This is a genomic window from Actinomycetota bacterium (assembly GCA_005888325.1).
Lineage (GTDB): Bacteria > Actinomycetota > Acidimicrobiia > Acidimicrobiales > AC-14 > AC-14.
Genome location: VAWU01000006.1, coordinates 1 through 21,612 on the forward strand (window position 1 = coordinate 1; position 21,612 = coordinate 21,612).

17 protein-coding genes, 2 rRNA genes and 1 pseudogene are annotated in these 21,612 nt (G+C 68.9%); 14 read left to right on the top strand and 6 right to left on the bottom strand.

Annotation, left to right across the window (positions count from 1 at the left end; translation table 11 throughout):
* The 7 genes from E6G06_00790 to E6G06_00820 all read left to right on the top strand — a co-directional run.
* Nucleotides 1-3,203 (top strand): 23S ribosomal RNA (locus E6G06_00790); the annotation flags it as partial.
* 58 nt (nucleotides 3,204-3,261) lie between these two features.
* Nucleotides 3,262-3,378 (top strand): 5S ribosomal RNA (gene rrf, locus E6G06_00795).
* Between the two features lie 329 nt (nucleotides 3,379-3,707).
* The gene (locus tag E6G06_00800) at nucleotides 3,708-4,385 is read left to right on the top strand and encodes a hypothetical protein (protein TML93768.1); all 678 of its coding nucleotides are present in this window, start codon (nucleotides 3,708-3,710) and stop codon (nucleotides 4,383-4,385) included.
* A 75-nt stretch (nucleotides 4,386-4,460) separates the two neighbouring features.
* A complete protein-coding gene (locus E6G06_00805; GenBank protein ID TML93769.1) occupies nucleotides 4,461-4,823 on the top strand; it encodes a single-stranded DNA-binding protein in 363 nt (120 codons plus the stop codon).
* Between the two features lie 82 nt (nucleotides 4,824-4,905).
* Nucleotides 4,906-5,793 carry a fructose bisphosphate aldolase gene (locus tag E6G06_00810; protein ID TML93770.1) on the top strand — a complete coding sequence of 296 codons (888 nt, stop codon included), beginning with the start codon at nucleotides 4,906-4,908 and terminating at the stop codon, nucleotides 5,791-5,793.
* Between the two features lie 104 nt (nucleotides 5,794-5,897).
* Nucleotides 5,898-7,754, top strand: a complete 1,857-nt coding sequence (locus E6G06_00815) for a 2-oxoacid:acceptor oxidoreductase subunit alpha (protein ID TML93771.1) — start codon at nucleotides 5,898-5,900, stop codon at nucleotides 7,752-7,754.
* The gene (locus E6G06_00820; GenBank protein ID TML93772.1) at nucleotides 7,751-8,770 is read left to right on the top strand and encodes a 2-oxoacid:ferredoxin oxidoreductase subunit beta; all 1,020 of its coding nucleotides are present in this window, start codon (nucleotides 7,751-7,753) and stop codon (nucleotides 8,768-8,770) included. The genes E6G06_00815 and E6G06_00820 overlap by 4 nt, the downstream gene beginning before the upstream one ends.
* 22 nt (nucleotides 8,771-8,792) lie before the next feature.
* Here E6G06_00820 and E6G06_00825 read toward each other — a convergent pair whose 3' ends face one another.
* On the bottom strand, nucleotides 8,793-10,823 hold the full coding sequence (locus E6G06_00825) for an acyltransferase (GenBank protein ID TML93773.1): 2,031 nt from the start codon (nucleotides 10,821-10,823) through the stop codon (nucleotides 8,793-8,795).
* A 333-nt stretch (nucleotides 10,824-11,156) separates the two neighbouring features.
* On the opposite strand from E6G06_00825, the gene E6G06_00830 reads away from it, so the two are divergent.
* Nucleotides 11,157-12,167 carry an LLM class F420-dependent oxidoreductase gene (locus E6G06_00830; GenBank protein TML93774.1) on the top strand — a complete coding sequence of 337 codons (1,011 nt, stop codon included), beginning with the start codon at nucleotides 11,157-11,159 and terminating at the stop codon, nucleotides 12,165-12,167.
* Here E6G06_00830 and E6G06_00835 read toward each other — a convergent pair.
* The 5 genes from E6G06_00835 to E6G06_00855 all read right to left on the bottom strand — a co-directional run bounded on the left by E6G06_00835 (nucleotide 12,164) and on the right by E6G06_00855 (nucleotide 17,038).
* Nucleotides 12,164-13,375, bottom strand: coding sequence for a DUF1015 domain-containing protein (locus E6G06_00835; GenBank protein ID TML93775.1), 1,212 nt, complete (start codon nucleotides 13,373-13,375; stop codon nucleotides 12,164-12,166). The genes E6G06_00830 and E6G06_00835 overlap by 4 nt on opposite strands.
* A 35-nt stretch (nucleotides 13,376-13,410) precedes the next feature.
* Nucleotides 13,411-14,610 (bottom strand): cytochrome P450, encoded by a 1,200-nt coding sequence (locus tag E6G06_00840; GenBank protein TML93776.1) that lies wholly within the window; start codon nucleotides 14,608-14,610, stop codon nucleotides 13,411-13,413.
* A gap of 10 nt (nucleotides 14,611-14,620) precedes the next feature.
* Nucleotides 14,621-15,058 carry a VOC family protein gene (locus E6G06_00845; GenBank protein TML93777.1) on the bottom strand — a complete coding sequence of 146 codons (438 nt, stop codon included), beginning with the start codon at nucleotides 15,056-15,058 and terminating at the stop codon, nucleotides 14,621-14,623.
* A 25-nt stretch (nucleotides 15,059-15,083) separates the two neighbouring features.
* Nucleotides 15,084-16,127: a zinc-binding dehydrogenase gene (locus tag E6G06_00850; GenBank protein TML93778.1), complete on the bottom strand. Its 1,044-nt coding sequence runs from the start codon at nucleotides 16,125-16,127 to the stop codon at nucleotides 15,084-15,086.
* A gap of 62 nt (nucleotides 16,128-16,189) precedes the next feature.
* Entirely contained in the window at nucleotides 16,190-17,038 is an 849-nt protein-coding gene (locus E6G06_00855) for a rhomboid family intramembrane serine protease (GenBank protein ID TML93779.1), read from the bottom strand.
* On the opposite strand from E6G06_00855, the gene E6G06_00860 reads away from it, so the two are divergent.
* The 6 genes and pseudogenes from E6G06_00860 to E6G06_00885 all read left to right on the top strand — a co-directional run.
* Complete coding sequence (locus E6G06_00860) at nucleotides 17,037-17,405, top strand: hypothetical protein (protein ID TML93780.1); 369 nt, start codon at nucleotides 17,037-17,039, stop codon at nucleotides 17,403-17,405. The genes E6G06_00855 and E6G06_00860 overlap by 2 nt on opposite strands.
* A gap of 5 nt (nucleotides 17,406-17,410) precedes the next feature.
* Nucleotides 17,411-18,232, top strand: a pseudogene (locus E6G06_00865) (TlyA family RNA methyltransferase).
* Nucleotides 18,233-19,120: an NAD(+)/NADH kinase gene (locus E6G06_00870; GenBank protein TML93781.1), complete on the top strand. Its 888-nt coding sequence runs from the start codon at nucleotides 18,233-18,235 to the stop codon at nucleotides 19,118-19,120.
* A complete protein-coding gene (gene recN / locus E6G06_00875; GenBank protein TML93782.1) occupies nucleotides 19,120-20,715 on the top strand; it encodes a DNA repair protein RecN in 1,596 nt (531 codons plus the stop codon). The genes E6G06_00870 and recN overlap by 1 nt, the downstream gene beginning before the upstream one ends.
* On the top strand, nucleotides 20,715-21,182 hold the full coding sequence (locus E6G06_00880) for a hypothetical protein (GenBank protein ID TML93783.1): 468 nt from the start codon (nucleotides 20,715-20,717) through the stop codon (nucleotides 21,180-21,182). Before recN ends, E6G06_00880 begins: the two co-directional genes overlap by 1 nt.
* Nucleotides 21,109-21,612 (top strand): hypothetical protein (locus E6G06_00885; protein ID TML93784.1); only part of this gene is annotated, 504 nt, incomplete at its 3' end. The genes E6G06_00880 and E6G06_00885, both read left to right, overlap by 74 nt.

Genomic DNA, 21,612 nt, shown 5'->3' on the forward strand with positions numbered 1-21,612 from the left:
GTACCCCGGGAGGGGAGTGAAATGGTACCTGAAACCGTTGGCTGACAAACAGTCAGAGCGTCGTCGTCACCTACGGGTGGCGGCCGTGATGGCGTGCCTTTTGAAGAATGAGCCGGCGAGTTACCGTGTGTGGCGAGGTTAACCCGCGAGGGGGAGCCGGAGCGAAAGCGAGTCTGAACAGGGCGTTCAGTCGCATGCGGTAGACCCGAAGCCGAGTGATCTATCCATGGGCAGGCTGAAGCGGGGGTAAGACCCCGTGGAGGGCCGAACCCACCGTGGTTGAAAACACGGGGGATGACCTGTGGATAGGGGTGAAAGGCCAAGCAAACTCGGTGATAGCTGGTTCTCCCCGAAATGCATTTAGGTGCAGCGTCGGGTGTTCAGCATTGGAGGTAGAGCACTGAATGGGCTAGGGGGCCTACAAGCTTACCGAACTCAATCAAACTCCGAATGCCAATGCTCCAGAGCCCGGCAGTGAGACCATGGGGGATGAGCTTCATGGTCGAGAGGGAAACAGCCCAGACCGCCAGCTAAGGCCCCAAATTCTAGGCTAAGTGGGAAACGATGTGGGACTGCACAGACAGCCAGGAGGTTGGCTTAGAAGCAGCCATCCTTGAAAGAGTGCGTAATAGCTCACTGGTCGAGTGGTCCTGCGCGGACAATGTAACGGGGCTCAAGCCTAGAGCCGAAGCTGCGGATTTCTGTTTCTGACAGGAGTGGTAGGGGAGCGTCGATCTTGGAGTGAAGCGGCGGTGGAAACCGGCGTGGACCGAGGTCGAGAGCGAATGCCGGCATGAGTAGCGAGAGAGGGGTGAGAAACCCCTCCGCCGAAAGCCCAAGGGTTCCTGGGGAAGGCTAATCCTCCCAGGGTCAGTCGGGAGCTAAGGCGAGGCCGCAAGGCGTAGTCGATGCACAACGGGTTGATATTCCCGTACCACCGTGTCCGCGCCCATCCCAAGTCGGGATCGCTAAGGGGCTGCTCCTTCGGGAGCGAACCGACCCATCCCGAGGCGGGCAGCAAAGGGGGGACGCAGGAGGGTAGGTGAACCCGGGCGTTGGTTGCCCCGGGGTAAGGAGGTAGGGGGAGGTCCAGGCAAATCCGGCCCTCACAAACCCCGAGATCCGATGCCGAGACGTCTCAGTCGAAGTCACTGATCCCATGCTGCCGAGAAAATCCTCTAGCCAGCTGGCACGGTGCCCGTACCCCAAACCGACGCAGGTGGGCAGGTAGAGAATACCAAGGCGATCGGGAAAACAGTGGTTAAGGAACTCGGCAAAATACCTCCGTAACTTCGGGAGAAGGAGGGCCTCTGTAGGGTGAAGGACTTCGCGTCCTGAGCTCGAAGAGGTCGCAGAAACCAGGGGAAAGCGACTGTTTACTAAAAACACAGGAGCGTGCGAAGTCGCAAGACGATGTATACGCTCTGACGCCTGCCCGGTGCCGGAAGGTTACGGGGAAGGGTTAGTCCGCAAGGGCGAAGCTCTGAACCTAAGCCCCGGTAAACGGCGGCCGTAACTATAACGGTCCTAAGGTAAGAGAACCCGCACGTGCGCGGGTAGTTGCCCCTCGCAGGAGCGATCCTGTCGAGTGCAGCTGGCCAAATGCTGGGAACCCCGTGTATCCGGCGCTACCGGTTGCTGTCAGGCCCCGTCAATAGGGTCGACGCAGTGAGCGGTGAAAATGCGACCGGTGCGGACAATCAGCAGGAAAGGCCAGGAAGTGAGCCGTGGTGGATCGTCGGATTCGTCGACGGTGAAGGATGCTTCGGAGCCAGCATCGTGCGGGGCTGGGCTGGCAGGTCCAGCCCGAATTCAGTGTGACGCAGGGCGAGCGTTCGCTCCCGTCACTCGAGTTGCTGAAGGACTACTTCGCCTGCGGAACGATCATCCGGAACCAGCGGCACGACAACCATCGAGAAGCGATGTACCGCTTCTCGGTCCGTCGTGGCGTCGACCTCCGGAACCGGATCGTCCCGTTCTTCGAGTCACATCCGCTGCGGACGGCCAAGCGTGACGAGTTTCGACGCTTCGTGCGGATCCCCCAACTCATGGACGAGGGACGTCACCTCGAGCCCAACGGGTTGGGAGACATCGCACGCGTCGTCGAGACGATGAATCACCGCAAGGCTTCACGCTTCCTGGAATCCTCAGAGGCCATACGCCAGCCATCTCATCTCGACGGATGAGATGAAGATATGGTCCAAGCCGCATGGCGACATGCGGATAACTTGAGCGAAATTCCTTGTCGGGTAAGTTCCGACCTGCACGAATGGCGTAACGACTTTCCTACTGTCTCAACCACTGACCCGGCGAAATTGAACTACGAGTAAAGATGCTCGTTAGCTGCGACAGGACGGAAAGACCCCGTGGACCTTTACTACAGCTTGATGTTGGGTTTTGGTACGGATTGTGTAGGATAGGTGGGAGGCTTGGAAGCTCCGGCGTCAGCCGGGGTGGAGCCAACCTTGAAATACCACCCTGTTCGTGCCGGAGCTCTAACCTGGACCCGTGATCCGGGTCGGGGACAGCGGCAGGTGGGTAGTTTGACTGGGGCGGTCGCCTCCTAAAGAGTAACGGAGGCGCCCAAAGGTTCCCTCAGGCTGGTTGGCAATCAGCCGTCGAGTGCAATGACACAAGGGAGCTTGACTGCGAGACTGACACGTCAAGCAGGTGCGAAAGCAGGGCATAGTGACCCAGCGGTTGCATGTGGAAGCGCCGGTGATCAACGGATAAAAGGTACCCCGGGGATAACAGGCTCATCTCCCCCAAGAGTCCATATCGACGGGGAGGTTTGGCACCTCGATGTCGGCTCGTCGCATCCTGGGGCCGTAGCAGGTCCCAAGGGTTGGGCTGTTCGCCCATTAAAGCGGTACGCGAGCTGGGTTTAGAACGTCGTGAGACAGTTCGGTCCCTATCCGTCGCAGCCGTAGGAGATCTGAGCAAGGCTGTCCCTAGTACGAGAGGACCGGGACGGACGCAGCTCTCGTGTGCCAGTTGTCCTGCCAAGGGCACGGCTGGTTAGCGACCTGCGGAAGGGATAAGCGCTGAAAGCATCTAAGTGCGAAGCTCTTTGCAAGATGAGATCTCCCACAGGGTCAACCTGGTAAGGCCCGTGGTTAGATGACCACGTTGATAGGCCGGAGGTGTACGCACGGCAACGTGTTCAGCCGACCGGTACTAATCGGCCGAGGGCTTGGGAACAAACTCGCTCGTGCTCGCTGTGGAAGTCTTGGGGGGAAACCCTCCAATTGAAAACAGGTTTCCGGTGGCCATAGCGGCGGAGTCACACCCGTTCCCATTCCGAACACGGAAGTTAAGCCCGCCAGCGCCGATGGTACTTGGGGGGAGGCCCCCTGGGAGAGTAGGTCGCCGCCGGATTTCTCCAATCGACGATGCCCCCCGCAGTGGGGGCCTCGTCGCGTCCGGCCCTGGCTACGCTCATCGCCATGAGCCCCACACCTCCGCCGCGCAAGCCGGCGCCGCGCCGCAAGCGCGCAGCTGAGGCCGCGGCCCCCCCGCCCCGGAAGGGCTGGGGCTCGGTTGCCCGCCGCGGGGCGCACCAGGTCACGCCTCCGCCCGCGTCCCCGGGAGCACGGCCTCGGGGCGGTGCCCGTCGGCTTCCCCCCGAGGCGGGACCGCCTCCCGCGTGGGAGCCGGAGGAGTGGCGCCAGGAGCCCCTACGGAAACGGCCGCAGAGGGCAGAGCCGGTGCGGCGGCAGGCCACCCGGGCGGTGGCGCGCGGCGCCGCACGCCGTCGCACGCGGCCCCCGCGCGAGGTGGGCGAGGACCTGGCCGCGGCGGTCGGCGAGCGGCGGGCGGGGGCGGCGGAACGGCGGCTGGGAGACGCGGCGCGCGCCTTCGAGCGGGAGCGCTACGGGGAGGTGACCCGCCTGCTCCGGTCCCTCGCCGACCAGGCGCCCGCTGTCGCGCCGGTGCGCGAGCTGCTGGGCCTGGCGCTCTACCGGCAGGGCAAGTGGTCGGACGCGATCCGTCACCTCGAGGCCTACCGCACCCTCAGCCGTGCCTACGACGAGCACCCCGTGCTCGCCGACTGCCACCGCGCCCTCGGGCACTGGCCGGAGGTGGCCGCGCTGTGGGAGGAGCTGCGTGCGGCGTCACCCGGTGCCGAGGTCGTCACCGAGGGCCGGATCGTCGCCGCGGGAGCCCTGGCGGATCAGGGCGAGGTGCGTGCCGCGATCCGGCTCTTGCGCAAGGGTGCCGAACCGAGCCGCCCGAAGTGGTTCCACCTGCGTCTCTGGTACGCGCTCGCGGATCTCTACGAGCGGGCGGGCGACATGCCCCACGCCCGCCAGTTGTTCGCTCGCATCCTGGCGCGCGACGCGTCGTTCGCCGACGTCGTCGAGCGCCTGGAGGCGCTGGAGTAGTTGTCACAACCCCCGAGTAGGGTGGCGCCGACGCTTCCCCCGTCGACGAGAGCTGTGAGGTCGAGGGGGAGAGTCATGAGTGTCGGAGTGATCAATGTGGTTGTGGCCGTCGGCCGTCTGACCCGGCCGGCCGAACTGCGGGTACTGCCGTCCGGCGACCAGCTGGTCACGCTGGAGCTCACCGTCCCGCGTGAGACCGAGCGGGCCGACAGCGTGCCCGTGTCGTGGTTCCGAGCGCCGGCCCGCGCCGCCGACCTCGAAGTCGACGAAGAGGTGCTCGTCATCGGGCGCGTCAGGCGGCGCTTCTTCAAGGCGAGCGGGGTGACGCAGAGTCGCACCGAGGTGGTGGCCGACGCGGTGGTGCCGACCCGCCAGAAGAAGCGGATGGCCGCCGCGCTCGAGCGGGCGCGCGCTCAGCTCGGTTCGGCCGCCCCGTAGACGGGGGTTCACGCGGCAGGGCCGGGTCCGCGAAGATGGTCCCCACGGGCGACGCCAGCCCATGCGAACGACGGGGAGCGACATGAACCAGGAGATGCTCGAAAAGGTCCGCAACACCGACGGCTTCATCGCCGCCCTCGATCAGAGCGGTGGCAGCACGGCGAAGGCGCTGAAGCTCTACGGCCTCGGCGACGATTCGTATGCCAACGAGGCGGAGATGTTCGACCGGATCCACGAGATGCGCACGCGGATCATCACGAGTCCGAGCTTCACCGGCGACCGCCTCCTCGGGGCGATCCTGTTCGAGATGACGATGGACCGCGAGATCGAGGGCATGGGCTCGGCCGAGTACCTGTGGAAGGTGAAGCACGTGGTGCCCTTCCTCAAGATCGACAAGGGCCTCGCCGACGAAGTCGACGGCGTGCAGCTCATGAAGCCGATGCCGGGCCTCGACGAGCTGCTGGCACGGGCCGTGAGGAAGGGCGTGTTCGGCACGAAGGAGCGCTCGGTCATCAAGCTCGCGAACAAGGCGGGTATCGAGTCGGTCGTCGATCAGCAGTTCGACGTCGCTCGGCGGGTGCTCGCCGCGGGGCTCATGCCGATCCTCGAGCCCGAGGTCGACATCCACAGCCCGCAGAAGGCCGAGGCCGAGAAGATCCTGAAGGCGTCCATCCTCGAGCACCTCGACGCGTTGCCCGAGGGTCAGGAGGTGATGTTCAAGCTCACGCTGCCGAGCGAGGACGGCTTGTACGCCGACCTCGTCGCGCACCCCAAGGTGCTGCGCGTCGTGGCGTTGTCGGGCGGGTACACCCGCGACGAGGCCAATACGAAGCTGTCGCACAACCCCGGCGTGATCGCGAGCTTCTCGCGGGCCCTCACCCAGGGGCTCACCGCGCAGCAGAGCGACGGCGACTTCGACGACGCGCTGGATACCTCGGTGAAGAGCATCTACGAGGCCTCGCTCACCTAGGCTCACCTAGTCGCCCTGACCCTGGGACGAATGACGGGTGTGTCAGCCAAGCTGCGCGCTGGCGATAGGCTGGGTGCTCGTGACTCCATCGTGAGCGACGCCAGATGACCGACACCAAAGCTGCCCGTCTGCCCGTCCAGGAGCTCGAGCGGGTCGTCATCCGCTTCGCCGGCGACTCGGGCGACGGCATGCAGCTCACCGGCGACCGCTTCACGAGCGCCAGCGCCCTCTTCGGCAACGACCTGTCGACCCTGCCCGACTTCCCGGCCGAGATCCGGGCTCCCGCGGGCACGCTGGCCGGCGTGTCCGCGTTCCAGGTGCACATCGCCGACTTCGACATCCTCACGCCGGGCGACGTCCCCAGCGTGCTCGTGGCGATGAACCCCGCGGCGTTGAAGTCGAACATCGCCGACCTCGCGCCGGGCGGCACGCTCATCGTCAACGTCGACGCGTTCGAGGAGCGCAACCTGGCCAAGGCCGGGTACGCGAGCAACCCGCTGCACGACGACTCGCTCAAGGCCTACAAGGTCTACGAGGTGCCGATGACCAGCCTCACGCTCGAGGCGGCCAAGCCCACGGGTGCCAAGCCGCGGGACGCCGAGCGGTCGAAGAACTTCTTCGCGCTGGGCGTGATCTCGTGGATGTACACCCGTCCGGTCGAGTCGACGATCGAATGGATCCAGCAGAAGTTCGGCGCCCGTCCGGTGGTGGCCGAGGCCAACACGCTGGCGTTCAAGGCGGGCTACAACTTCGGCGAGACGGCGGAGCTGTTCGAGTCGACGTACTCGATCAAGCCGGCTGCGCTCCTGTCCGGGACGTACACCAGCGTGTCGGGCAACACCGCGCTGGCGTGGGGGCTCATCGCCGCGAGCGAACTCTCGGGGCTGTCGGTGTTCCTCGGCTCGTATCCGATCACACCCGCATCCGACATCCTGCACGAGCTCAGCCGCCAGAAGCACTTCGGGGTGCGCACGTTGCAGGCGGAGGACGAGATCGCGGGTGTGAACGCCGCGCTGGGGGCCGCGTTCGCGGGTCACCTCGGCGTCACCACCACGAGCGGGCCGGGGATCGACCTGAAGTCGGAGACCATCGGCCTCGCGGTGAGCCTGGAGTTGCCGCTGCTGATCATCGACATCCAGCGCGGTGGACCGTCGACGGGCCTGCCCACCAAGACCGAGCAGTCCGACCTGTTGCACGCCATGTTCGGGCGGCACGGCGAGGCGCCCGTGCCCATCGTCGCCGCCATGAGCCCGTCGCACTGCTTCTACGCGGCGATCGAGGCGGTTCGCATCGCGTTGAAGTACCGCACGCCGGTGTTCCTGCTCTCCGACGGCTACCTGGCCAACGGGTCCGAGCCCTGGCGCCTGCCCGACGTGGAGTCGCTGCCCGACATCAGCGTGCCGTTCGCGACCGAGGCGAACCTCGACGGCGGGTTCATGCCTTACCTGCGCGACCCCGAGACCCTGGCGCGTCCGTGGGCGATCCCGGGCACGCCCGGCCTCGAGCACCGCATCGGCGGACTGGAGAAGGCCGACGTCACCGGCAACATCTCCTACGACCCCGACAACCACGAGCTCATGACGCGACTGCGCGCCGCCAAGGTGGCGGGGATCGACCGCGACATCCCGCCCGTCGAGGTCGACGCCGACGAGGGGGCAGAGGTGCTGGTGCTCGGGTGGGGCTCCACCTACGGCTCGATCGCCGCCGCGGTGCGGCGTATCCGGGCGCGCGGCCTCAAGGTGGCCCAGGCGCACCTGGTGCACCTGAACCCGTTCCCCCGCAACCTCGGCGAGGTGGTGGGCCGGTACCGCGAGGTGCTGGTGCCCGAGATGAACCTCGGCCAGCTGTCGCTGCTGATTCGCGGTCGCTACCTCGTCGATGCGAAGTCGGTGAACAAGGTGAAGGGCCTGCCGTTCAAGGCGGCCGAGATCGAAGAGGCCTTGCTGGAGCTGATCGGATGACCGACACCGCCGTCCCCGTGACCACGAAGAAGGACTGGACCAGCGACCAGGAGGTGCGCTGGTGCCCGGGTTGCGGTGACTACTCGATCCTCACCGCGGTGCAGATGCTGATGCCGGAGCTCAACGTGCGCCGCGAGCAGATGGTGTTCGTGTCGGGCATCGGTTGTGCGGCGCGCTTCCCGTACTACATGAGCGTCTACGGGATGCACGCCATCCACGGTCGGGCCCCCGCCGTCGCCACCGGCATCGCGGTGGCGCGCCCCGACCTGCACGTGTGGGTGGTCACCGGCGACGGCGACGGCCTCTCGATCGGCGGCAACCATCTCGTGCACTCGCTTCGCCGCAACGTCAACATCACGATCCTGCTGTTCAACAACCAGATCTACGGGCTCACCAAGGGCCAGTACTCGCCCACGAGCGAGGTCGGCAAGGTCACCAAGTCGACGCCATTCGGGTCGCTCGACCACCCCTTCAACCCCATCAGCCTCGCGCTCGGCGCCGAGGCCACGTTCGTGGCGCGCACGCACGACATGGACCGGAAGCACATGCAGGCCACCTTCAAGCGCGCGCACGAGCATCGCGGCGCGGCGTTCGTCGAGATCTACCAGAACTGCAACGTCTTCAACGACGGCGCGTTCGAGCAGATCCTCGCCAAGGAGGCCCGGCCCTCGAACCTCATCGACCTGCGTCACGGCGAGCCCATCCGCTTCGGCCCCGAGAACGAGCGCGGCGTCGTCCTCGACGGCCAGGGACGGGCGCGCATCGTCGACGCGTCCGACGTGGGCGACGACGCCATCCTCGTGCACGACGAGAAGCGCGAGGAGCCCGGCCTGGCGTTCATGTTGTCGCGCCTGGCACGCGGCCCCCACGAGCCGACGCCGATCGGCGTGTTCCGCGCCGTCGAGCGTCCCGTCTACGGCGACGAGGTCGACCGCCAGCTGGCAGCCGCGCGCGAGCGCCAGGGACCGGGCGACCTGTCGGCGCTGTTGCGCTCCGGGGGCACCTGGGAGGTCTGAGCCGAGCTCGGCTCAGCGCGGCTCAGCGCGATGCCATCGCCGCGAGCTGCGGCAGCACCGTCGGCGTCAGGAGCCGGGCGCCTTCGGATGTCACGTGGGTGCCGTCGTCGGTGCGCACCGCGACGCCGCCAATCCGTCTGGTGTAACGGTGCTTCGGCGAGAAGATCCCGCCCACGTCGACGACCTGCACGATGCCCGGGTGACGTCGGGCGACGGCGCGGAGGAGCTGGTTGAAGCGGTCGACGCGGTGGGGGTCGTTCTCGACCCAGCGGCCGCCGTCGAGGCGCTCGAAGCCCTCGTAGTACGGGGCGGTGAACAGGGCCACCCGCGCACCGCGGAAGCTCAGGAGATCGACGGCCCGCTCGAGCTCCGCGGAGATGTACGCGTCGAACGCAGGCTCACCTATGTGCATCCACCGTCCCGCGTGGCGTCGGTCAACCGTCTCCCACCGACCCACCGCGATCGCGACGATGTCCGGATGACTGCTGTCGACCAGCGCGCGCCAGCGCTGCGGCCATTCATCGCAGGCCGCTGGGGGCCTTCCGACCTGTCCCCGGGTTCGGATGGGCCCGCCCCGGGCGATGCCGCACCCGATGACTGTCTTGCTGATGACCTCGACCCCGGATTCCTTCTGCGCGTTCTCGAGACCCGACGAATACGTGAACGCGACGGAGTCGCCCAGGAGCAGCGTTCGCACCGGCGGCCCCGGTCGCGGCACGAAGCCCGCCGGCAACGGTGCCGCGGCGGCAACTTCCCCGAAGACCCGGTTGGGAATTGCGCGCGTCGGCAGCGTGGTCACGATCATCACCACGATGGTCAGCGCGACGCCCACCGGGACGAGGACGCCCGGCGGCCTCGTTCGCAGTGCGCCGCGGCGGATGGGCATCTCCACCAACGACCACGACAAGTACGCGATGACGAACATCGCGAGCACTCGGGCACCGAGCAGTGGGATGCCGGTCAGGCCCGTGCGCGCCCGGGTGAGGACGAGCACGATCGGCCAGTGCCACAGGTAGAGCCCGTAGGAGATCTGGCCCACGAACGCCAACGGGCGCAGCGACAGGATGCGGGCGAGCGGGTGCGGAAAAGTGGTGGTCACGACCGATGCGATCACCGCGGCGGTGGCCATCGCCACGAGCGCGGAGCCGCCGCGGTAGAGAAACGCACGTTGACCGTCGACTGAGACGCATGCCCACACGAGAAAGGCCGCTCCGATCAGACCTGCGACCTCGAGCGGGCGCGATCGCGACCGCGGGGCAGTGTGGGCGCGACCCAGAAGGAGCACCGCGACGATGACGCCGATGAGGATGGTGTGGGCGCGTGCATCGGTGCCGTAGTAGGCGCGCGACGGATCGCGGCCGGGGTGGAAGAGCATCGACATGGCGATGATCGACGCGACGCTGCCGAGCGCGGCGACGGCCAGAAGCGCCCGCGGCGTGCGGAAGCGCCGCAGCAGCACCAGCGCGGTGACCGGCCACACGACGTAGAACTGCTCCTCCACCGCGAGCGACCACATGTGCCGCAGCGGCGAGGGGACGGCGAAGGCGTCGAAGTAGCCGGCCTTGGCGAAGATGAACCGCCAGTTCGCCACGTAGCCGACGGTCGCCAGCGCGTCGTGGCGTATCCCACGCACGTCCGCCTCGCGGGCGAAGAGCAGGGCGTAGAGGCCCACGCCCACCAACACGAGGAGAAGGGCCGGCAGCAGGCGCCGCGCCCGGCGGGCCCAGAAGCCACCGAGGCCGATGGAACCGGTGCGGCTCCATTCGACGAGCAGCAGGGTCGTGATCAGATAACCGCTCAGCACGAAGAAGACGTCGACGCCGAGGAAACCACCGCGCGCCCAGGGCTGTCCGGTGTGGAACGCGACGACCGCCAGCACCGCGACGCCGCGGATGCCGTCGAGAGCGGTGACGTGGCGCAAACCCGGTGCCTGCGGCGCCACCGGCGAGGGATCGTCATCCTCGGCCGGGCCGAGCCGGCCCCGCTTCCCCGCCACCAGGGCGCCCGCGATGATCGAGACGACGAGCACGCCCCCGCCGACCCCGGCCACCACGAGGCGGGTGCGCGCCGCGTGCGCACACGTCGTGCCCGGCAGCGCGCCGATGGGCACGTCAGGATGCTGGGACTTGACGATGAACGTCTTACTGATCCAGCGAAGCTTCACGCCCGCGTCGTCGTAGCGCTCGTACGGCCGCCCGCACACGAAGGTCCCACCCGGGATCGAGACGCGCATGGGGAGCACCATCGCCGTCACCGCGAGCCCGAGGAGGCCGGCGGCGCCCACCGCGACCAGCACCCAGCCCAGCCTCGCCCTCACGCCTCATCTCCCCGACGTCCCGAAAAGCTCGTCACTCTACGTCCGCGCCGTCTCCGGTAGCGTGCGCCCATGCGCCTCGGACTCAACCTCGGATACTGGAACGCGGGCCCCGCGGACACGATCGCGATCGTCCAGCGGGCCGAGTCGCTCGGATTCCATTCCGTGTGGACGGCCGAGGCCTACGGCTCCGATGCGGTCGTACCGCTGACGTGGGTGGGTGCGCACACCAGCACGATCCATCTCGGTACCGCCATCCTGCAGATGCCGGCGCGCACACCCGCGAACACGGCGATGACCGCCGCGACCCTCGACCTCCTGTCGGGCGGCAGAGTTCTGCTCGGCCTCGGCCTGAGCGGGCCCCAGGTCGTCGAGGGCTGGCACGGCCAGCCCTACGGCAAGCCCCTTGCGAAGACGCGGGAGTACGTCTCGATCGTACGCGAGATCCTGCGCCGCGAACGTCCTCTCGAGCATCACGGGCCCCACTACGACATCCCTTACACGGCACCCGACGCCACCGGCCTGGGCAAGCCGCTCAAGCTGATCGTCCATCCGCTCCGGGCCGACATCCCCGTCTACCTCGCCGCGATCGGACCCAAGAACGTGGCCCTGGCAGCCGAGATCGCCGACGGCTGGTTACCGATCTTCTTCTCCGCGACGCGCTACGCCGAGGTGTTCGGCGACGTTGTCGGTGACCGCGACCTGTCGACCTTCGACATCGCCCCCACGGTGGCGGTCATCCTGGGCGACGACGTCGACGCCTGTCGCAACGTGATCAAGCCCATGCTCGCCCTGTACATCGGCGGCATGGGTGCGAGGGGGCGCAACTTCTACAACGACCTGGCCTGCCGGTACGGCTACGACGCCGCCGCCAAGGAGATCCAGGAGCTCTACCTCGACGGCAAGAAACAGGAAGCGACGGCGGCGGTGCCCGACGAGCTCGTCGACGAGGTGGCCCTGTGCGGGCCGCGTGAGCGCATCGCCGAGAGGGTCGAGCTGTGGAAGGAATCGCCGATCACCACGATGATCGTCGGCACCGTGCAGCCCGAGGCGCTGGAGCTGCTGGCGGAGCTCGCGCTCTAGGGAGCGCCAGGGGTCAAGCGCCGGAACACCAGTCCGGTACGCGGCTTCGGATAGAAGAACGTCGTCTTGGCGGGCATCCGCCGGCGGGCGCGCGCCGCCGCCGCGATCTGCATCACGGTCGCGGGGCGCAGCAGGAAGCCGGCTTGCGCGTCACCTTTCTCGACGGCTGCGACGACCGCGTCTACCCCGTGCTGGTAGGCGATGTGGTGATCGGGGAGCGCGTCGAGCGCGTCAGCCAACCGGCTGGAATCGAGCGCGGTCTCATCGCTGAACGCGTCCGGCCGGGGCCGCAACAGCCACGTTTGGTCGCGCCCGACGAGTGCCAGTGAGCCGGCGTCGACCATGCGCGCCGGAAGCGTCGACGCGCCCGACACCGGCCCCGCGTCGAACGCGTCGAAGAAGGGCGACAGCGCGTCGACGAGGTCGAGGGTGGGGGGCAGGCCCGAGACGAGGCGATGGATTGGACGGACGGTGAGCTGCTCGTCGGCCAGCTCCACGATGTAGGCCATGAGCAGGTCGTGCGGCCCGGGCCCCTCGCCGGCGGCGCGCTGCTCGTCGCGATAGGCGAGCGCGGTCTCGTAGCGATGGTGGCCGTCGGCGATGACGACGGCTGACGACGCCACGGCCGAGGTGATCGCCTCGACGACGCCGGGCTGGTCAATGCGCCACAGGCGATGGTGCACGCCCTCGTCGTCGGTGCCTCGCGCGACCGGCGGACCGGGGAGCTCGCAGAGCGAGCTCAGTCCGGCCGCGAGCGAGAGGCCCCAGACGGGGGAGAGGTTGGCCCGGCACGCGCGCATGAGGTTGAGCCGGTCGTCCTTGGGCTTCGACATCGTGCGCTCGTGGGGCAGGACGTCGCCCTGCCCCGGCACGGAGAGCTCGAGCGCGCCGATCACGCCCGCGGTCTGGCGCGGGCGGCCCTGCTCGTCGTGAAACCCCATGCGATAGACGTAGAACGCCGGCTCTTCATCGGCGACGAGGACCCCCGCGTCGAGCCACTCGTGGAAGAGATGGCACGCGTTGTCGTACCGGTCACGGCCTGCTTCGGGCTCGGACAGGTCGATGCGCACGACGTTCCACGGGCTGCGAGCCTCGAGGCGAGCCCGCTCGTCGGGACCGATGACGTCGTAGGGAGGGGCGATGACATCGTCGAGATCGACGCGCGTGGGGTCGTAGCGGATGCCGGCGAAGGTCTCGAAGCGAGGCACCCCCTGAACCTAGCGGTGCCCGACGCGGCGGTGGCTCAGCCGAACAGGGCGGGCAGCGCGGTGGGTGAGCGGAAGATCTGGCCGTGGATGTGCGGGTCGTCACCGGCGGGGTCGAGGCGCAGGTCGGGCAGGCGTTCGAGCAGCGCGTCGACCGCCACCCGCGTCTCCATCCGGGCCAGATGCATCCCCAGGCACATGTGCGGCCCGTGCCCGAAGGAGATGTGTTGCTTCGGGTCACGGAAGATGTCGAATCGGTCGGGGTCGTGGTAGCGGCGAGGGTCGCGGTTGGCCGCGCCGAGCATGACGGTGACGTTCGCGCCGGCAGGCAGCGGGATACCGCGCAGCTCGGTGTCGCGCGTGACGATGCGGCTCGTGATCAACAGCGGCGGCTCCCACCGCAACGCCTCCTCGATGGCCTGCGGCATCAGTGAGCGGTCGCGGCGCAGCGCATCGAGCTGGTCGGGGTGGGTGAGGAGCGCATGGATGAAGTTGCCCGACGAACGGAAGGTGGTCTCGACGCCCGCGGGAAGCAGGAGCCGGAGGAACGAGAAGATCTCCTCGTCGTCGAGGCGCTCACCGTCGAGCTCGGCCACCGCGAGATCGCTGACCAGGTCGTCGCGCGGGTGGGCGCGACGCTCCTCGAGCACCCCCGCCAGGTACTCCTTGAACGCGACGGACGCGGCGATGCCGCGCTCCCAAGCGGAGTTCACGCTGATGATCGCGCTCGCCCAGACCTGGAACTGGGGGAAGTCCTCACGCGGCAGACCGAGCACGCCGCCGATGACCTGCGCCGGGAACTGGAAGGTGAACTGCCGGACCAACTCCGCGTGCCCGGCGTCGACGAAGGTGTCGATGAGCTCGTCGACGACGCGACGCACCAGCTCGCTCTCCCACCGGACCAGCATCTTCTGGCGGAACGCGGTGCCCACCAGCGCCCGATGACGGCGGTGCTCGGGCTCGTCCATGCCGAGGATGATGTGCTCGCCCATGGCCGGTCCCATGACCTCGGCGAGCATCGACGAGGAGAAGGTCTCGCCGTCGAGCAGCACCCGGGCCACGTCGTCGTAGCGCGACACCACGAACATCGGCGGCGCGTCACCGTCGCCACCGACCTTCAGCACGGGCGTGCTCTCGCGCAGCTCGGCGAGCTCGGGATAGGGATCGCGGACGTCGCCCGCGATGGAGTTGTCGAAGTGCTCGAACGGGTCCTCGAGAGCGACCTGCGAGCTGCTCACCGGTTGACGCTCACTTGTCCGCGCTGTCCTTCATCTCGTAGTGCTGCACCTCGACCATCAGCGGTAGGAGGTAGCGCACGTAGAAGCTCGTGATGACGAGCACACCGTGGTCCTCGGCCTTCTTGTCGATGATGTCGACCCGGTCGTCCCTCTCCTTGAATGTCGTGGCCCGGCGCAGGAACTCGTCGAGCTCGTCGATGGTGTCGACGCCCATGCCGAAGTGGTCGAGGCGCGGGGCGACCATGTGCGGCTCGTCGGCGATGAGGAACACGAACTGGTCGTAGCGGTAGGCCATGAGCACGAGGCGCCGGCGGTCCTCGGTCAGCTGGGGGATCTCCTTCCAACCGAACACCTCGTCGTAGAACGCCACGATGTCGGCCCGGTTGCCCGCGGCGAGCAAATCGCCGGGCAGGCTCATGGCGACGTGGTTGAAACGCGGAGCGCTCACCGGTTCACCGTGCCTCGTGGCTCGCTCATTTCGGGACCACCATCACCTTGGCGGCGAGCTCGCCCGCCGCCAGCCCGTGCATGGCGTCGAGGAGCTCGTCGAGGGTCACGTCGGCCGGCTCGATGAGCAGGTCGTTGGGGAGGCGGCCGGTCGAGAGCAGCTCGAGCGCCCGGGCGTAGCCGTCTGCGTCGTAGGTGTAGGCGCCAGTGATCACCAGCTCGTTGAGCAGGATGCGGTTGTTGTCGAACCGGGGCCGCCTCATGCCCGCGCCGACGAGCACGAGCCGCCCCATCGGCGCCAGTTGGCCCAGGCCCGATTCCATCGCACCGGGATGACCCGAGCACTCGAGCACCGCGTGGTAAGGCGAGTCGACCAGGTGGGTCGGGAAGTCGGGGCTGACCAGGTCGTCGGGCACGACCGCCGACGCTGCACCCACGTCGAGCGCGAGCTGACGGCGGCGGGGCGACGGCTCGCTGACCGTGACGTCGTCGATGCCGAGGGCCCGCAGGGCCGCGATGCTCAGGAGGCCGATCGGCCCCGCACCCGTGACGAGCACCCGTTCGCCCGGCTGGGCCCCGCTCAGCGTGATGCCATGGAGCGCGACCGCGAGCGGCTCGGTGAGGGCCGCGTGGCGCAGCGCCAGGTTCGGGGGGATGCGATAGAGCTCGGCCTCGTCCCGGCACACGTAGGTGGCGAACGCTCCCTGCCAGCCGTGGTCGTCGGTCGGGCCGGCGCGCTTCAGGCAGAGCGAGGGACGGCCGGCCCGGCAGGGAGCGCACTCGCCGCACTTGGGCGAGGGCCCGGTGACGACCGCGTCGCCCGCGGCCCAGCGAGTGACGCCGTCACCGACGCTCACCACCCGTCCGGACGACTCGTGGCCGCCGATGTGGCCGGGCCGTCCCCATCCCTCGAGCACCATGTGCAGGTCGCTCCCGCAGATCCCGCAGTGGCTGATCTCGACGAGCACCTGGCCGAGCCCCGGTGACGGCACGGGGACGGTCTCGACCGTGATCGCCCCCTTTCCCTGGTAGACGGCAGCGGGCATCGACGTGGGCACCGGGTCCGGCATCGCTGACAGCGTCGTCAACCCTGACGCTCACGTCAAGGTACGCGTCTCGCCGGCACGTGGCCTCAGTAGCCCCCGCGCCACGCAGGTGGTGCCGGCGGTGGGCCGGGTTGCAGCCGGCTGCGGAAGATGAGCGCGACCAGCGCACCGAACGCGAACCCCCCGACGTGCGCCACCCACGCCACGCCGGAGCTGTTGCCCGTGAAGAACTGCAGCACGAACCAGGCGAGGAGCAACCACATGGCCGGGACGTCGCGGATCAGGATGAAGAAGAAGATGAACACCGTGCGGATCCGCACGCGCGGGAACAGCACGAGGTAGGCGCCCATCACGCCGGCGATCGCGCCCGACGCGCCGATCAGCGGCACGGTGCTGTCGGGCTGGGCGGCGACGTGGGCCAACGTGGCGACCACTCCCGACAGCAGGTAGAAGATCGCGTACCGCAGGGAGCCCATCTTGTCCTCGATGTTGTTGCCGAAGACCCAGAGGAAGAGCATGTTGCCGCCGATGTGCAGCAGGTTGGCGTGCAGGAACATCGAGTAGAGCACCGCCAGGTCGACCTGCTTGTGGGGGAAGTCGGGACGGTTGGCGATGCCCTCGGGCGCGACGACCCCGCACGCCTGGTCGGAGATCCCGCGCCGGGTGAGCTCGACCTCGACCAGGGTGAGCGGGCGCTGCTTCACCAACTCGCAGGGGATCGCGGCGCGCTCGTAGCTGAACTGGTCCTGCGTGCCCTGCCGCTGCTGCACGCCGAAGTACACGAGGACGTTGATCGCGATGAGGGCGGCCGTCACCACCGCGAACCGCGTGGTGGGGTTGTAGTCCTTGATGGGGATCACTGGCGTCCGCAGGGTAGCCGCCCGCGTGCGAACTATTGCTAGCACCGGTCGCGGCTGACTAGCCTGACCGGTCATGGCCAACGAGATGTGGAAGCGCTACCTCGACGTCGGCGTGACCTTCAGCGAGACGACGCGCAAGCGCGCCGAGGAGTTCGTGCGGGATCTCGTGAAGGCGGGCGAGGTGCAGCAGGAGCGGGCGCAGAAGGCGGTCGACGAGCTGGTCGACCGGAGCCGAAGGAACACCGAAGAGCTCGTCACGCTGGTGCGCAACGAGATCAAGTCGCAGGTCTCCACGCTCGGCATCGCCACCAAGGACGACATCCGGCGGCTCGAGGGCAGGATCGACCGGCTGTCGAAGGCTCCCGGCAAGAAGGCGGCCCCGAGGAAGGCGGCCGCGAGGAAGTCGGCAGCCAAGAAGACGTCGGGCGCGAAGAAGGCCTAGCCACGCGTCGCCGGCTCGACGCGGAGCTCGTCCGCCGAGGGCTCGCGCCGAGCCGGGAGCGGGCGCGCGAGGAGATCGCGGCCGGCCGCGTGACGGTGTCGGGCGCGCCCGCGGACAAGGGCTCGCGACTCGTGCACACGAATGATGCGCTCCACGTCGCGGGCGACGCTTCCCGATTCGTCAGTCGCGGTGGCCTCAAGCTCGCGGCCGCCCTCGAGCGATTCGCGGTCGACGTCGGGGGGAAGCGCGCGCTCGACGCGGGTGCGTCCACCGGCGGCTTCACCGACTGCCTGCTCCAGCACGGCGCGGCTCACGTCGTCGCGGTCGACGTCGGCTACGGGCAGTTGCACGAACGGCTGCGGATCGACGGACGCGTGTCGGTGCTCGAGCGCACCAACGTCCGGCGCCTCGTGCTCGACGACGTCGGAGGGGGTCCCTTCCCGGTCGTGACCGCGGACCTCTCGTTCATCTCTCTCGCGGCGGTGTTGCCAAACCTGCTCGCGCTGGCTGCGCCGGGCGCCGATGTCGTCGCCCTCGTGAAGCCCCAGTTCGAGGCGGGCAGGGCGGAGGCGTCGCGGGGGCGGGGCGTGATCCGGGACCCGGCGGTGTGGCGCCGGGTGCTGGGTGAGGTGGCTGCCGCCATCCGTGCCCACGATGCCGTCATGATGGGGATCATGGTGTCGCCCCTCCGGGGGGCCGACGGCAACGTCGAGTTCCTCGTCCACGCGCGCGCCCACGAGCGTGGCGCAACGACGCTTGACCTCGACGCGGTCGTCCGCGAGGCCGGCGGAGCCGGCGGGGCCAGTAGGGCGGGCGGGGACACGTAGATGGCCCCCGCGACCACGAGCCACAGCACCGCGACCATCGCCCTCGTCGTGCACGGGCTCCGCCCCGAGGCGACCGCGCTCGCTCTCGATGTCGCGACCTGGCTGATCGCCCAGGGCCATCAGGTGCGCGTACCCACGCCCGACGCCGCGCAGATCGGTCTCGACGAGTCGTCGTGCGACCCCGACAAGCTCACCCTCGGCCTCGACCTGGCGGTGAGCGTCGGTGGCGACGGCACCATGCTCCGGACTGTGCGCCTGGTCTCGGGCGACGACGTGCCGGTGCTCGGGGTGAACCTGGGCCGCCTCGGCTATCTCGCGCAGGCGGAGCCGGGAGAGCTCCGCGTCGCCCTCGAGCGCTTCGTCGCGGGTGACTACGGCATCGAGGAGCGCCTGATGATCGAGGTCGAGGTCGACGCCCCCTCGGGCGCGCTTCCTGCGGGCTCGCGCATCGGGCTCAACGAAGCGATGGTCGAGAAGCCGTCGTCCGGCCGCACGGTGAGCCTCTCCGTGTCGATCAACGGCCGTTCCTTCCTGACCTACGCGGCCGACGGCCTCATCGTCGCGACACCCACGGGATCGACCGCGTACTCGTTCTCCGCGCGCGGCCCCATCATCTCTCCGACGCTACGCGCGCTTTCGTTGACGCCGGTCTCCGCGCACATGCTCTTCGACCGTCCGATGGTGCTCGGGCCCACCGAGACGATCCGCATCGAGGTCATCGACGACCGACCCGCCACGCTCACGGTCGACGGCGAGGAGCTCGGCGCGCTCGAGCGGGGCGACGCCATCGTCTGCCGCGCCGCGCCCCAGGTCGCGCGTCTGGTGACCTTCGGCAACCGCGACTTCTACCGGCTGCTCAAGGCGAAGTTCGGGCTGACCGACCGCTGATGCTGCTCGAGCTCGTGGTGCGCGACGTCGGGGTCATCGAGGAGATGAGCCTCGTCCTGGGCCCCGGCATGACGGCGCTCACGGGCGAGACCGGCGCCGGGAAGACGTTGGTCGTCGAGGCCGTCGAGCTGCTCATGGGGGGGCGTGCGGACCCGGTGCTGGTGCGACCGGGCGCCGGCGAGGCCCGCGTCGACGCCCGCTTCGTGGCCCGCGACGAGGAGCTGGTGCTGTCGCGCATCGTCCCCGCGAGCGGGCGATCGCGCGCCTACGTCGACGGCCGCCCCGCGACCGCGGCCGAGCTGGCCGACCTCGGCCGCGAGCTCGTCGACCTGCACGGGCAGCACGCCCACCAGTCGCTCCTCGGCATGGCCGTGCAACGCGCCGCGCTCGATCGATTCGGTGCCGTCGACCTCCGCCCGCTCCTCGATGCGCGGGCGCGTCTGGCCGCCATCGACGAGGCCCTGCGCGGGGTCGGCGGCGACCGGCGGGCGCGCGCGCGTGAGGCCGACCTGCTCCGGTTCCAGGTCGACGAGATCGCGCAGGCGGTCATCGACGACCCCCACGAAGACGCCGCGCTGGAGGCGGAGGAGGACCGGTTGGCCGACGCGGGCGGCCATCGGGAGGCCGGTGAGGTCGTGCGGCAGGCGCTGTCGGAGGAAGGCGGTGCCCTCGACGCGATCGCGTCCGCGCTCAACGCGGTGTCGGCACGTCGACCGTTCGCCGAGATCGAGGCTCGGCTGCGCGCGGTCGGTGCGGAGCTGACGGAGGCGAGCACCGACGCACGCGCGACCGCCGAGGCGATCGACGACGACCCCGAGCGCCTGGGGGAGGTACGCGAGCGCCGGCGTCAGCTGCGCGACCTGCAAAAGAAGTACGGGGACACCCTGGCGGATGTGATCGCATTCGGCGACGCCGCACGGGCTCGCCTGGCCGAGCTCGACGACGTCGACAACCGGGCGGCGGCACTCGATGCAGAACGTGTGGGCGTCGTGGAAGCCATCGAGGAGGCCGCTGCCGGTGTCGGGCGGGCCCGGCGCGCCGCGTCGGGCCGGATGGGGAAGGCGATCGAGCGCCACCTGCGAGAGCTGGCCCTCCCGCGCGCCCGCTTCGAGGTCGGGGTGGGCGCGGACGAGCCCGGTGACGACGTGACGTTCCTCCTGAGCGCCAACCCGGGCGAGCCGGCGCGACCGCTGGCCAAGATCGCGTCCGGTGGCGAGCTGGCGCGCGCCATGCTCGCGGCGCGGCTGGTGCTCACCGCCGGTCCCCCCACGCTGGTGTTCGACGAGGTCGACGCGGGCATCGGCGGCGAAGCCGCGCTGGCGGTAGGACGCGCGCTGGCGACGCTGGTCGAGAGGGAGTCGCACCAGGTGCTCGTCGTCACCCACCTGCCTCAGGTGGCGGCCTTCGCCGACCGACAGGTGGCGGTGGAGAAGGTCGAGCGCGCGGGCCGCACGGTTGCGTCGGCCCGGCCGGTGGAGGGCGCCGACCGGGTGATCGAGCTGTCCCGCATGCTGTCCGGACAGCCCGAGAGCAGCCGGGCCCACGGCCATGCCGAGGAGCTGCTCGAACACGCCAGCCGCGAGCGGAGGCGCTAGTGGCCACCGCCCGACGCCACGCGAGCGGGGTCTCGGGTTTCGCCCATGTCGACCGGCGCACCAAGAACCTGGTGAGGCGGCTGCAGCCGGGCGACATCGCGGTCGTCGACCACGACGACCTCGACCGCGTCGCGGCGGAGAACCTCGTGCTCGCCAAGGTCGCCGCGGTGGTGAACGCGGGACGCTTCATCACCGGGCGCTATCCCAACGTGGGGCCGCTCCTCCTGGCGGCGGCGGGGATCGCGTTGATCGACGAGACCGGTACCGACGTCATGGATGCGATTGCCGAGGGCGACCTGCTCCGCATCGACGGTGATCGGGTGCTACGGGGCCAAGGGCAAGGTGCACACCCTCCGGTCGCTCGAGGCGCAACTGGAGGCCGCCAAGCAGGTCATGGGCGAGGAGCTCGAGCGGTTCGCCGAGAACACGCTCGAGTACCTGCGACGCGAGCGGCACCTGCTCACTGACTCGCCGAACCTGCCCGAGCTCACGGTCGACCTGCGCGGTCGCCACGTGCTCGTCGTCGTGCGGGGCTTCGACTACCGGCAGGACCTCAGCATCCTGCGGTCCTACATCAAGGAGGTAAGGCCCGTCCTGGTCGGTGTCGACGGCGGAGCGGACGCGTTGCTCGAGTTCCGCATGAAGCCCGACGTCATCATCGGCGACTTCGACTCGGTCTCGGACCGGGCCATCGGGTGCGGCGCGCAACTGGTGGTGCACGCCTACCGCGGCGGCGACGCACCGGGTGCGGCGCGCCTCGAGCGGCTCGGGCGGGCGTACTCGGTCTTCGAGGGCGCGGGCACCAGCGAGGACATCGCCATGCTCCTCGCCTACGAGAAGGGGGCCGAGCTCATCGTCGCGGTCGGCACCCATGCCTCGATGGTCGAGTTCCTCGAC

Coding starts and splice junctions, on each gene's coding strand:
- E6G06_00870 (TML93781.1), top strand. CDS start 18,233: ATGGCCCCCGCGACCACGAGCCACAGCACCGCGACCATCGCCCTCGTC.
- E6G06_00860 (TML93780.1), top strand. CDS start 17,037: ATGGCCAACGAGATGTGGAAGCGCTACCTCGACGTCGGCGTGACCTTC.
- recN (TML93782.1), top strand. CDS start 19,120: ATGCTGCTCGAGCTCGTGGTGCGCGACGTCGGGGTCATCGAGGAGATG.
- E6G06_00855 (TML93779.1), bottom strand. CDS start 17,038: ATGACCGGTCAGGCTAGTCAGCCGCGACCGGTGCTAGCAATAGTTCGC.
- E6G06_00810 (TML93770.1), top strand. CDS start 4,906: ATGAACCAGGAGATGCTCGAAAAGGTCCGCAACACCGACGGCTTCATC.
- E6G06_00850 (TML93778.1), bottom strand. CDS start 16,127: ATGCCGGACCCGGTGCCCACGTCGATGCCCGCTGCCGTCTACCAGGGA.
- E6G06_00805 (TML93769.1), top strand. CDS start 4,461: ATGAGTGTCGGAGTGATCAATGTGGTTGTGGCCGTCGGCCGTCTGACC.
- E6G06_00815 (TML93771.1), top strand. CDS start 5,898: ATGACCGACACCAAAGCTGCCCGTCTGCCCGTCCAGGAGCTCGAGCGG.
- E6G06_00820 (TML93772.1), top strand. CDS start 7,751: ATGACCGACACCGCCGTCCCCGTGACCACGAAGAAGGACTGGACCAGC.
- E6G06_00830 (TML93774.1), top strand. CDS start 11,157: ATGCGCCTCGGACTCAACCTCGGATACTGGAACGCGGGCCCCGCGGAC.